The sequence below is a fragment of the Mycobacterium sp. genome, assembly GCF_052145595.1.
In the GTDB taxonomy this organism is placed as follows: Bacteria; Actinomycetota; Actinomycetes; order Mycobacteriales; family Mycobacteriaceae; genus Mycobacterium.
Genome location: NZ_JBKQOI010000148.1, coordinates 1 through 11,819, shown reverse-complemented (window position 1 = coordinate 11,819; position 11,819 = coordinate 1). Strand labels below are relative to the sequence as shown.

Sequence of the window (11,819 nt, the reverse complement as noted above, 5' to 3'; positions counted from 1 at the left end):
GATTGGCTTGTTCGAACAGACCTGTGCGCGCGCTGATGGCTCCGGTAAACGCGCCCTTGGTGTGCCCGAACAATTCCGCTTCGAGCAGATTGTCGGGAAGCGCCGCGCAGTTGATGGCCACCATTCGGGAGCCGGGACGGCGGCTAGCGGCATGGATGGCGCGCGCGGCCACTTCTTTGCCGCTAGCAGCGACTGCGATTGCATTCGACGAAGCGTCACGACGAGGTGTCGCTTTAATGGCCCTGCACGCCTGGACTGATCCGCGGGTTTCCGACTTCAAAGAGTTGTTCCCGAACTGTAATTGGGACGCTCAGCTATCGGACCAGGAGGAGACGCTTGCTCAACGGCTAGCGGGTTGGCAGGAACGCTATCCCGACGTGCGGGTCCTTCGCAAAATCGAAGCTGGTGATGCGGCGAGTCCGCTGATCGAGGCGTCCAAACGGGCGCAACTGATTGTGGTCGGCAGCCACGGCCGCGGCGGGTTCGCTGGCATGTTGCTGGGCTCGGTCGGGGCGGCGGTGGTCAACAGGGCCAGGATCCCTGTGATCGTGGCGCGTCAGTCCTGACGGCACCCCTCAAGCGAGGATTGCGTCCGTATCGTGAGGGCCATGGACGCGCCCGCGCCCGACCGGCCCGATGAACGCCCTGATTTCGTCAGCCGCCGTCAGCTGCTTTGGCTGGCCGGCAGCGTCGGCTTGGCGTCCACCGTCGGCGCCTGCTCAAGCAAGCCACGAATGGACTCTGTCTCGGCGTCTGCGACTGGCCCGAGGCCACCTTCGCCAAATCTTGCTGCGACGAGGGCAGCTGGACCGACAGCCCCGCCCCCAAGGGCCCCGAGCGTCACTTCGGCACAGTTGCTGTGCCGAGATGCTTGGGGCGCCCGGCCCGCCCGCTCCGGAGGACGGCCCCACTCCATCACCCGTATGACCCTCCACCACGAGGCCGTGGTACTCGGCGACAATCGCAATGCCCCAGGCCACTTGCGCCAAGACCAGCGGTATCACCAAGACCAGCAGGGATGGATCGATATCGCGTATCACGTCGGCGTCGACCGCAACGGCAACATCTACGAACTGCGGAGCCCCAAGATTGCAGGCGACACTGCGACAAGCTACGACACAACAGGCCACTTCCTTGTTCTCTGTGAAGGAGACTTCGATCAAGAGGGCGTGTCGGAGGCCCAGCTTCACGGAGCCGCTCTCGCGTTCGCCTGGGCTGCCCAGAACTTTGGGATCGCGACCAGCACACTGGCGGGCCATCGGGACCTAGCCCAGACTTCTTGCCCGGGTGCGAATCTCTATACCCATCTCTCCTCAGGTGACCTCAAACGCCGCATTGACGACCTGCTGGCCGCTGGCGCGGTGGACCTCCCGCTGTTTTGTGGACCTGACGCTGCCGCAAGAGTCGCGGCTATCGAGGCGGGCAATTGATCAGCGCTTCTCAGTGGAGCTGCCGGCGATCGAACCCACTACCGAAATCGCGCTGACCTGCGGGAACGTTGGAACTGACAACGCGAAACTACGCGAAATCACCTGCGAATACGCGGAAGCCTAAAGTCCGACCCCAGGGTCGAGCGCGAGAACCAGTTTGCCGGCGTTATGACCGCGGAACAACGCCAACAGGACCTCGGGAAAGTCGCCGACGTCGCCGTGGATGACCTGCTCACGCGAACGCAACTCACCACTGTGCAGCCAATTCGCCAGCTGCACAACGGCTTCCCCATATCGGTCGGCATAGTCGAAGATCACGAAGCCGGTCATCGAGGCCCGTGCGACCAGCAGCTGCATGTAGTTGGCCGGCCCGCGGAGCTCGCTGGTCGCGTTGTACTGCGAGATGGCACCGCATAGTACGACGCGTGCGCTACGAGCCAGCCGCGCCAGTGCAGCCTCCAGAGCCTCTCCCCCGACGTTGTCAAAAAAGACGTCAATGCCGTTGGGGGCGTGCGTCTTTAGCTGGGCACGCAGATCGTCCGCCTTGTAGTCGATGGCGGCGTCGAATCCGAGCTCTTCGACCAGCCAACGACACTTGTCCGCGCCGCCGGCGATGCCGATCGCCCGGCAACCGTTGATCCGGGCGATCTGCCCAGCGATGCTGCCCACCGAACCGGCGGCTCCTGAGACGACGACGGTCTGGCCCGGCTGCGGGCGACCAACGTCGAGTAGCCCGAAGTAGGCCGTCAGCCCGCTGATGCCGAGGGCGCCGAGGTGCACCGGAGCCGGCGCGAGGGTGGTGTCGACCCGAGTCGCGCCGCCACCGTCGGAGAGCGCGTAACGCTGCACTCCGAACACGCCATACACCTCGTCGCCGACCGCGAAATCCGCGTGACGCGAATTGATCACGCGCCCGATGCCGCCCGCACGCATCACCTCGCCGACCTCGACCGCCGGCACATACGACCGCCCCGCGTTCATCCACGTCCGCATCGCTGGATCGACCGACAGGTACTCGACGCGCACGAGGAACTCGCCGTCCGCCGGACTCCCGGCGGGCTCGTCGACGATCTGCCAATCCGAGGGCTTGGGCACGCCGACCGGGCGACTGGCCAAACGGCACTGGGTGTTGACGAGGTTCACAATTCACATCTCCCGGCTAGCGCTCGGAGGGTCGCCGGTCCTCCTGGGTCTTCGGCGGTGGAGGGCACGATGGCGACACCGTCGGCGCCGGCCGCGCGGTAGGCGCTCAGCCTGGCCGCGACTCGATCAGCGTCGCCCAAAGCACCTACACGGTCGAGCAATTCGACGGGGACGGCGGCCGCCAGTTCGCGGCGGGTTGCGCCGCTGCGGGCCCTAACGACGAGGTCGTCGAAACCCAGCGCGCTGAACATTTCGCCGTAGCCCGGCGAGCCGAGATACACGGCCAGCTGAGCCGCCAGTTGGGCGTGCGCGGCATCACCCGGGTTGAGTGCGACCGGTACCCACACCGTGAGGCGCGGCGCGGCGCGGCCGGCCGCGACGGCCGCGACGTCGATCGCAGCGCGAACCTCCGCGACCCGGGCTGGCGAAGCGAGGTTGAGTACGACCTCGTCGGCGTGCTGCGCTGCCAGGCGAATCATGCCAGGCCCGAACGCCCCCAACGCAATTCGCGTATCGGGCCGCGTACCGCGCAGTCGAAAACCGTTGCTGCTGACGTGCCGGCCGCTGTACTCGACGCGTGCCCCGATGAATATCGACCGCAGGCATTCGATGGTTTCGCGCATGACCGGCACGTGGTGCGCCCATGGACGGTCATGCCAGCCCGTCACGATCGCCGGACTGGAGGCTCCCAATGCGACGTCGACCCGGCTGCCGGTGAGTGAGGCGACCGAACTCGCTCCCAGCGCCAGTGTCACCGGCCCGCGAACGCCGACGGCCAGCGGTCCGATCTTCAGCGTCATGCCCGGCGCGCGCAGCCCGACCGCGGTCGCGAGCGCGAACGCGTCGTAGGTGGCCATTTCGCCAATCCACACCGCGTCGAAGCCGGCATCAGACGCCGCCAGCGCGACATCCATTGCCTCGTGGTCGGGCCGGTCCAGCCAGAACGGCAGGGCGACTTCGATGCCGGTCACAGCATCGACACGTCGGCAGGCACGTCGAGCAGGAGTCGGCCGGGCAGCTCGCGCGATGCCTCGTTGACCTGGAAGTGGGCGGTGGCCGTGAACGCGTCGCGGAACCGACGCTGCAGGGATGCACCGTCGTAGATGGCGCTGCCACCCGCCAGGTCATACATGTTGCGCACCACGTCGGCCGAGGTCCGCACCGCGTGCGTGGCCGCCAAACGGAGTCGGTTGCGCATCGCCACCGGCACTGGGTCAGCATTGTGGCTGGCCCGCCAGGCCTCGTCGATTGCCTCGTAGTACTGCGCGCGGGCGGCGCCCAGCGCCGCCTCGGCCGTGGCCACCGCCGCCTGGGTCGCCGGACGTTCGGCTAAGGTGCGCGTCGAGCCCAACCCCTTCTTGCCGCCGGCCAGCTCGACGAGGTCGTCGATCGAGGCCCGCGCATTGCCCAACGCGGCCGCTCCGATGCATAACGCGAAGAACCCGAACACCGGAAAGCGATACAGCGGCCGGTCTATCGCCGGTCCGTCGAACACCGAGAACACGCGATCGGCGGGCACGAAGACTTCATCCGCAACGCTGTCGTGGCTGCCCGTGCCGCGCAGGCCCAGCGTGTGCCAGGTGTCGAGGACCTGCAGGTCGTCTTTGGGTAGCGCGACGACGGATGGCACGCGCTGCTCGTCGACGAAGCAACCGGCGAACATCATGTCGGCGTGGTTGATCCCGCTGCAGAAGGGCCAGCGCCCGGACACCACCACCCCGCCGTCGACCGACCTCGCCGTGCCGCGTGGCGCCCAGACACCTGCAGCGACACCCTTTCCGCCGCCGAATATCTCGTCGCGGCTCGACGCGGGCAGGTAGGCGACCAGCAGCGCGCTGGTGATCGCGATCGACACGCACCATCCCGCCGAGGTGTCGCCGCGCGCCACCGCTTCGGCGCACCGCAGCGCCGGGCCGGGCGCCAGCTCCAGTGCGTCAACCTCCCGCGGCATGGTGGCGCGCAGCAGCCCGGCCTCGCGCAGCCGGGCTACCAGCTCGTCCGGAAGTCGGCGCTCGCGGTCGATCTCGGCCGACATCTCGCGGGCCGAAAGCGCGATCTTCTCGGCGAGGATCTCGGAATCGCTGTGATTCATCGGGGCTCCTGGTAACGGTGGTGGTTCAATTAAGTTACCACCTATGGTTCAGCAATTGAACCAGGTACAGTTATTGAACTATGGTCGCGACCGATCTGTCCCACCGCTTCGAAGCGGAGTCGGTCGGCCGGGCACTCGAATTGGTCGGTGAGCGCTGGACGCTCCTCATCCTGCGCGAGGCGTTCTTCGGAGTGCAGCGCTTCGGTCAACTCGCGCGTAACCTCAACATTCCGCGGCCCACGCTGTCATCGCGGCTGCGGATGCTTGTCAATGTGGGCCTGCTCGAGCGGGTGCCATATTCTCGGGATCCCGTGCGCCACGAGTACCGGCTCACCGACGCAGGCCGCGATCTCTTCGGAGCGATCGTCGTCCTCATGCGGTGGGGGGACGAGTACTTGCCGCACCCAGACGGGCCGCCGATTGTGCTGCGCCACCACACCTGCGGCCAGTTCGCCGATCCACGCCTGACCTGCACCCACTGCGGCGAAGAGATCACCGCGCGAAATGTGACACCCGAAGCCGGACCGGGCTTCCGCGCCCAGCCGGCATCGCGCGCTTGACAATGCGGCGAGAACCTGGGGGGCCGTCGCCCAGACAGCCGTGACCGGCTCGGCCGACGAGATCGGCTGGCGTGTCAGCGAACTCGCCGCCCACGGCATTACCGAAATCATCCAGCAGCCCACAGGGCCCGACATCACTGATCTACTCGAGTCCTTCGACACCCGCGACCCGCACCGCCGTAAGCGCTGTGGCACAAGACAATCCAGGATCTGGGCCGACAGACGTTGATGAGGTGGATGAGAAAACGAAACCGGCCTGAGCTCGTGGCTCTGGCCAGCATCGATCCTCGGTGGAGCTGCCGGGAATCGAAACCGATGCTCTACCAGGCGATATCCCTTCTGAGCTGCCGGTTCAATCCGCCTCGTTCCGGCTCGGTCCAGGTCGTTACCTGCGGTTTCGTTCTCGGGTCTTGACGGCGTCAAGAGGGGTTGCCTACCGCCGCGAGCTGCCGGCTTCATACGCCCCACGGTCGTAATGCCACCGCGTCGGCGACCTTCCCGGGCCATTTGCTGGGCCGCTGAGAGTTCAGGAGAACTGCGCCTGTTTGCCACCCGACGGGCGTAGCGTCGGTCACCTCACAATCGTTCGAGAAAGGGATGATCATGGCAGATTCACTGTCACCTCGTCACGGCGATGGCGAAGCACCTGCCGGAGCGGCTCAGGCGGCTCCGCCAGTCATGCGGGAGACCTTGCCGATCCCCGATTCCCAGTGCGTGGGTCTGACGACCTACGACGCGAAGGATCCGAATACGAGATATCCCCCGATCACCATGCTGCGCCCGCCAGCGGGCGCGCCGAACGTGCTCATCGTCATGATCGACGACGTCGGTTTCGGCGCCTCGTCGGCATTCGGAGGCCCCTGCAACACCCCCACGGCCGAGCGGCTGGCGGCCGGTGGGCTGAAGCTGAATCGCTTCCATACCACGGCGTTGTGTTCGCCGACCCGTCAAGCGCTCCTGACCGGGCGCAATCACCACTCAGTGGGTATGGGTGCGATCACGGAGATGGCCACCTCTGCGCCGGGCAACAGCAGCATCCGGCCAAAGAACAAGGCGCCCTTCCCAGAGACGCTGCGGCTCAACGGCTATTCGACAGCACAGTTTGGTAAGTGTCACGAGGTCCCGGCCTGGGAGGTATCGCCGGTCGGGCCGTTTCACCAGTGGCCGACCGGGTCGGGGTTCGAGTATTTCTACGGCTTCGTAGGCGGCGAGGCCAACCAGTATTACCCCGGGCTGTATGAGGGCACCACGGCGGTCGAGCCGCCCAAGACACCAGAGGAGGGCTACACCCTCAACGAAGACCTCGCCGACCGCGCGATCACCTGGGTGCGCCAGCAAAAGGCGCTGGCACCCGACAAGCCGTTCTTCATGTACTACGTCCCCGGTGCGACACATGCGCCCCACCACGTGCCCAAGCAATGGTCCGACAAGTACAAAGGCAAGTTCGACGCCGGCTGGGATGTGCTGCGCGAGCAGATCTTTGCCAAGCAGAAGGAGCTGGGCGTGATTCCGGCCACCGCTGAATTGACCAAGCGCCACAAGGAAATTCCCGCGTGGGATGACATGCCCGCCGAGCTGAAGCCGGTGCTGGCGCGGCAGATGGAGATCTACGCGGGCTTCATGGAGCAGACCGACCACGAGGTCGGCCGGGTTGTCGACGCGATCGATGACCTCGGTGTCCTCGCCGACACGCTGATCTACTACATCATCGGGGATAACGGCGCCTCGGCCGAGGGCACCCCGAACGGCTGCTTCAACGAGATGACCACACTCAACGGGCTGCCCGGCATCGAAACCACGGAGTTTCTGCTGTCCAAGATCGATGATTTCGGTACACCCAACGCGTACAACCATTACGCGGTGGGATGGGCGCACGCGCTGTGCACGCCGTACCAGTGGACCAAGCAGATCGCCTCGCACTGGGGCGGCACCCGCAACGGCACCATCGTGCACTGGGCCAACGGAATCACGGACAAAGGCCAGTGCCGCAACCAATTCCACCACGTGATCGACGTCGCACCGACAATCCTCGAAGCGGCCGGGCTGCCGGCGCCCTCGTCGGTCAACGGCATTCAGCAGGCTCCGCTCGAGGGCGTCAGCATGCTGCCGATGCTGCGTGACAGCAACGCCCCCGAGACGCACGACGTGCAGTATTTCGAGATCATGGGTAACCGGGGCATCTATCACCAGGGCTGGACCGCGGTCACCAAACACCGCACGCCGTGGCTGGTCGACGCGCCGCCGTTCGACCAGGACATTTGGGAGCTCTACGGCCCCGACGACTGGACCCAGGCCCGCGACCTCGCCAAGGAGAACCCCGAGAAGCTCGCCGAGTTGCAGCGGCTCTGGCTCATCGAAGCGGTCAAGTACAACGTCGTGCCGCTCGACGACCGCTCCTTCGAGCGCATCAACCCCGACATCGCGGGCCGGCCCCAACTCATCCGGGGAAACAGCCAGCTGCTGTTCTCCGGCATGCGGGTCAGCGAGAACTGCGTGGTGAACGTCAAGAACAAGTCGTACAGCGTCACCGCGCAACTCGTTGTGCCCGAACCTGGCGCCAGCGGGGTCATCGTCACCCAAGGCGGCATGGTCGGAGGTTGGAGCCTCTACGCCCATGAAGGCCGGCTCAAGTATTGCTACAACTTCTTCGGCATCCAGCACTTCATGATCACCGCAGACCAGCCCATACCGGCCGGGGAGCACCAGGTGCGCATGGAATTCGCCTACGACGGGGGCGGATTGGCCAAGGGCGGCGAGGTCACGCTGTACTACGACGGCCAGCCCGCGGGCAAGGGACGCGTCGAGATGACGCAGCCGATGGCCTACTCGGCCGACGAAGCCTGCGACGTTGGCGCCGATACCGGCTCACCTGCCTCCCCCGACTATGGCGCGTCAGGGAACAAGTTCACCGGCGAGATCAAGTGGGTACAGATCGACATCGGCGACGACGGACACGACCACCTCATCAGACCCGAGGATCGCATCAACATCGCGATGGCCAAACAGTAGCTGTCAGCTATCACAACGGCGGCCTACGCTCGACACCGGGCCGAACTCCGTTGCCCGATCTGGTGTGCAGCCCTAGGTCTTTGACCAATGGTTGACCAGTTCACCCGCTGCATCAACAATCACCCCACGGTTGCCCTTAGGTGCCGACGTGCGGCGTCTGCGGCGGCTCGGGCGAATCATCCCCCACCACTTGGTGCTCGGGGGACGTCTCGTCGAGGGCCGCGATCCGCCTTGCATACAGGTTTATTCCGCGCTGCGCGGTCAGGCCATGAGCGAAGATGCTGAGCAGCACCGTCGCCATCACCGCAAGTCGGATCGTTGGGTTGCCTGCCAACCCTGCCTCGTGCTCCAGGTACACCAGCGCGAGCACGATGGACGCGAGCCCCCTGGGGCCGAACCAGCCCATGAACAGCACGGTCGCCCGGCTCAAACCGGTTCCGAGCAACGCCAGCGCAACAGGCGCCACGCGCACGACTGTCAAACTCAGCACGGCATAGAGCAGCACGGCCGGTGTGAAATGCCCCCAATAGCCGGCCACGACGGTGCCGAAGAAGAAGAACACGAAATAGTTGAGCAGTTGCCCCCATTGCTCAGTGAACTCGACACTGTGCCGGCCCGCAGCGTTGAAGCCGAATTGGACTGCGAATCCGGCGACGAACGCGGCGATGAACATGCTCGCCCCGGTCTCTTCCGCCACGATGACGCACAGCAACGGCAGCGCTACCACGCCGAGTTGACCGATTGGTGGAGCCATCCAGCGCGTGCGGTGGGCAAGGCCGAGGAGCCATCCGCCTGCGGTGCCGATCCCAATTCCGATGAGCGTGCCGTAGCCAAGCTGTTCTCCGAGGAAACCGGCAAGCACTGTACCCGCAGGCCCAGTGTGCTCCTCAGCAACGGCAAGCACGATAAACAACATCAGGAACGGAACAGCGAGGCCGTCGTTGAGGCCGGCCTCAACATTGAGAGACTGGCGAATTCCCTGCGGCACTCGTCGGCTGCTCACGATCACCTGGCCGAGACTGGCATCGGTCGGGGCGAGGATGGCGGCCAGAATGCCCGCTTCCCCCCACGACAGTCCGCTCAGCACGACAATCGCGCAGACGGCGCCTAACACGATGGTCAGCGGCATGCTCACAATGAGCAAACGGATGGGCAGGCTGCGGCCGGCCTTCAGCAGCGATCGGTTGATCCGGCTCGCGTCGGTAAAGAGCAACATCACCAGGCCGAGCTCCGCGATCAGAAGCAATACCTTACGATCGAGCACCAGCTCGCGTGCCGCTACCGGCAGCAGGATCGTCGCAGCGCCGGCGGCCGTGAACAGCATCGGTGCGGTGATGACGGTCCGTTGCAGCCGCTGCGAGACCAGGCTGTAAAGAAAGACGAGCACTACGAATACAGCCGTCAGGACCATGACTCGAACGCAGGCTCCGGAGAAGTGATCAGGCTTGGGGGGTCGTCAACCATGAGCATGCGGGTTCCGCCGCCCCCGGGCATGGTGTTTCGCAAATATCTTTCCCGAGCGCACCAAGCGCGGTTCAACAGCGAACAAAACGAAAGCCGCACGCCGATGTCGTGGTCGACACAAATGATAGGAATCCCTACGGACGCTGATGCGTTGGTGGTCAGCGTTGCCGAGCTGGCCCAAAGCTTGTGGCTCTGACCAGCGTCTTTTCGGTGGAGCTGCCGGGAATCGAACCCCCCTAGAAATGGCCGTGAGCTGCGGAAACGTTGAATTTAACTACGCGAAACGACGCCAAACGACGCGAAATGACCTGCGGATACGCGGAAAGTGTTGATGGCATCAACAGCACGCCGCAATCGTTGTCGGTGCCGAAGACGATGCTCTCCCTTGCGACGCTCCATACCTCACGCAGGGACTAACGGCCCCGGGAAAGATCGCTAGGCGATCTTCTAGACGCACGGCAACGTTGCGGAGCTAAGGGGATTCGACTCAGTTCTGCACCAGATCGGGTATCGGCTCCGCGTCCGTCAGCCAGTGGCGTCCGACCCGGCGGGCCACCTCCCACTTGGGGATGCTCACTGCATCGTCCTGGCCTAGGTCCTCGGGGGTCGGGCCGATACGCTGGGCCAGCGCAGCGAGGGCACTCAGATCGAAGTTGTACACCTCGGCTGCTGCCAGGCCCAGCATCTGCCGGGTCTCCTCGACGGGAATGTCCCAGAAGGAGCGACGCAGCCATTCGCCGGTGTGCGGCCAGGTCCCCTCCGGATGGGGGAAGTCGTTGCCCCACAGCATGTTCGATACGCCAATCTCGTAGCGCCGCGCCAGTTCCCTGCGCTCCGTGGTGGTAGCCCCGATAAAACAATTCCGGTCGAAGTAGGCCGAGGGCGGCATCGTCAGATCGCCCTCCATCAGATGGCTCATCTTCTTGGCCGAGTGCTCACGCAGGTACCGCGTGTCCATCAGCCAGAGCAGGTCGTTGGCCCAAAACGCGCCACATTCCGTGACGCCCCAGCGCAGCCGGGGGAAGCGCTCGAACACGCCCGACCACAACGCGAACCACAGGGGCCGGGCTCCCCACCAGCGCACCTCGGTTACATAGATGCCCAGGTGCCCTCCGTACTCCTCCTGTGGGGCGGGACCGGAGTGGGTGTGTACCGGCATCTGCAGGTCCTGGCAGGCGGCCCAAACCTTGTCGTAGCGACGGTCGTGGTAGGGCGGGTAGCCGACCCAGCGCGCCGGGATCAGGATCCCGCCCCGCAGTCCGGACTCTGCCGCTCGAGTGACCTCGGCTACCGCCGCGTCGATGTCCGCCAGTATCGGCACGACCGCGACCCCTGCTCGCCGCTCGGGGCTGTGGCTGCACAGCTCGGCCAACCAGCGGTTGTGGGCCCGCGCCCCGGCCATCGCGCGGCCCGGGTCGAGGTCGCCCGACTGGCCCAGGCCGGCCCCAAACGGAGCCCCGGCGACCCCGGTCACGGCGTCGGCGTCGGGGAAGATGACCTCGCCGACCACCCCGTCGCCGTCGAGCTCTTTGTCACGCAGAGCTACATCCCATCCGCCGGCGATGCCGTCTCCATGCTCGGAGAACCACTGCTCGGCGAACTGCTCGTCGATGAACCCACCGGCCTGCGAGGCGGCAGCCTTCTCGGCCAGGTAGGCCTCGAAGTCCTCCCGGTATTCGGGGTCGACGTATTCGCGGTACTGCTCGGTCGGCAGCTCGGCGTGGCAGTCTGCCGAGATGATGACGTAATTGTTCAGGGGGGTCACGGTGGTCCTTTCGCGCTACCAGGTACGGATGGGGTCGGGCTCGAAGACGGTGCTGCTCGCGTCGGCGGGCACGGCCGCCAGCGGCTCGGCAACCTCGGCCACGGTCGGGCCGATTCGGTTGACAAGGGGTGCGAGGGCGTCGAGGTCGAAGCCGTAGACGGCCACCGCATTCCCGCCGACCATGGCCGCCACCTCATCAGTCGGGACACCGCTGAAGGTGTGGCGCAACGCCTCCCGGGTGTAGGGAGCGGTGCCCTCCAAGTGCGGGTAGTCGCTTCCCCACATGATCCGGTCGACGCCGATCCGGTGGCGCTCGGCACACTCGACGGGTCGCATGAAGCTGGCACCGACGTAAC

The 11,819-nt window shown here is 65.5% G+C and carries 11 protein-coding genes and 1 pseudogene; 5 read left to right on the top strand and 7 right to left on the bottom strand.

The genetic code is table 11. From position 1 onward, the window contains the following. On the bottom strand, positions 1 to 172 hold a 172-nt coding region (locus tag ACLP4W_RS13330; RefSeq protein WP_442386588.1), incomplete at its 3' end, for a sigma 54-interacting transcriptional regulator. Positions 173 to 185: 13 nt separating this feature from the next. On the opposite strand from ACLP4W_RS13330, the pseudogene ACLP4W_RS13325 reads away from it, so the two are divergent. Together ACLP4W_RS13325 and ACLP4W_RS13320 are read left to right on the top strand one after the other, a co-directional pair. Beyond that, a pseudogene (locus ACLP4W_RS13325) lies at positions 186 to 566 on the top strand (universal stress protein); the annotation flags it as partial. A 357-nt stretch (positions 567 to 923) separates the two neighbouring features. Then, positions 924 to 1,430, top strand: coding sequence for a peptidoglycan recognition protein family protein (locus ACLP4W_RS13320; RefSeq protein ID WP_442386585.1), 507 nt, complete (start codon positions 924 to 926; stop codon positions 1,428 to 1,430). A gap of 120 nt (positions 1,431 to 1,550) precedes the next feature. Here the strand turns inward: ACLP4W_RS13320 and ACLP4W_RS13315 are convergent, their stop codons facing one another. Genes ACLP4W_RS13315 through ACLP4W_RS13305 form a run of 3 tightly spaced genes read right to left on the bottom strand, consistent with a single transcriptional unit; the run spans position 1,551 to position 4,665 of the window. Beyond that, positions 1,551 to 2,573: an NADP-dependent oxidoreductase gene (locus ACLP4W_RS13315; RefSeq protein WP_442386584.1), complete on the bottom strand. Its 1,023-nt coding sequence runs from the start codon at positions 2,571 to 2,573 to the stop codon at positions 1,551 to 1,553. Continuing rightward, the gene (locus ACLP4W_RS13310; protein ID WP_442386583.1) at positions 2,570 to 3,544 is read right to left on the bottom strand and encodes an LLM class F420-dependent oxidoreductase; all 975 of its coding nucleotides are present in this window, start codon (positions 3,542 to 3,544) and stop codon (positions 2,570 to 2,572) included. The genes ACLP4W_RS13315 and ACLP4W_RS13310 overlap by 4 nt, the downstream gene beginning before the upstream one ends. After that, positions 3,541 to 4,665 (bottom strand): acyl-CoA dehydrogenase family protein, encoded by a 1,125-nt coding sequence (locus ACLP4W_RS13305; RefSeq protein WP_442386582.1) that lies wholly within the window; start codon positions 4,663 to 4,665, stop codon positions 3,541 to 3,543. The genes ACLP4W_RS13310 and ACLP4W_RS13305 overlap by 4 nt, the downstream gene beginning before the upstream one ends. 80 nt (positions 4,666 to 4,745) lie before the next feature. Between ACLP4W_RS13305 and ACLP4W_RS13300 the strand changes: the two genes are divergently transcribed. The 3 genes from ACLP4W_RS13300 to ACLP4W_RS13290 all read left to right on the top strand — a co-directional run bounded on the left by ACLP4W_RS13300 (position 4,746) and on the right by ACLP4W_RS13290 (position 8,234). Beyond that, on the top strand, positions 4,746 to 5,225 hold the full coding sequence (locus ACLP4W_RS13300; protein WP_442386581.1) for a winged helix-turn-helix transcriptional regulator: 480 nt from the start codon (positions 4,746 to 4,748) through the stop codon (positions 5,223 to 5,225). A 40-nt stretch (positions 5,226 to 5,265) separates the two neighbouring features. Continuing rightward, entirely contained in the window at positions 5,266 to 5,454 is a 189-nt protein-coding gene (locus ACLP4W_RS13295; protein ID WP_442386580.1) for a hypothetical protein, read from the top strand. A gap of 449 nt (positions 5,455 to 5,903) precedes the next feature. Next, positions 5,904 to 8,234 (top strand): arylsulfatase, encoded by a 2,331-nt coding sequence (locus tag ACLP4W_RS13290; protein ID WP_442386587.1) that lies wholly within the window; start codon positions 5,904 to 5,906, stop codon positions 8,232 to 8,234. A 136-nt stretch (positions 8,235 to 8,370) separates the two neighbouring features. Here ACLP4W_RS13290 and ACLP4W_RS13285 read toward each other — a convergent pair whose 3' ends face one another. The 3 genes from ACLP4W_RS13285 to ACLP4W_RS13275 all read right to left on the bottom strand — a co-directional run. Continuing rightward, on the bottom strand, positions 8,371 to 9,645 hold the full coding sequence (locus ACLP4W_RS13285) for a cation:proton antiporter (protein WP_442386579.1): 1,275 nt from the start codon (positions 9,643 to 9,645) through the stop codon (positions 8,371 to 8,373). 540 nt (positions 9,646 to 10,185) lie between these two features. Continuing rightward, positions 10,186 to 11,454 (bottom strand): amidohydrolase family protein, encoded by a 1,269-nt coding sequence (locus ACLP4W_RS13280; protein ID WP_442386586.1) that lies wholly within the window; start codon positions 11,452 to 11,454, stop codon positions 10,186 to 10,188. A 24-nt stretch (positions 11,455 to 11,478) separates the two neighbouring features. Next, on the bottom strand, positions 11,479 to 11,819 hold a 341-nt coding region (locus ACLP4W_RS13275; RefSeq protein ID WP_442386578.1), incomplete at its 5' end, for an amidohydrolase family protein.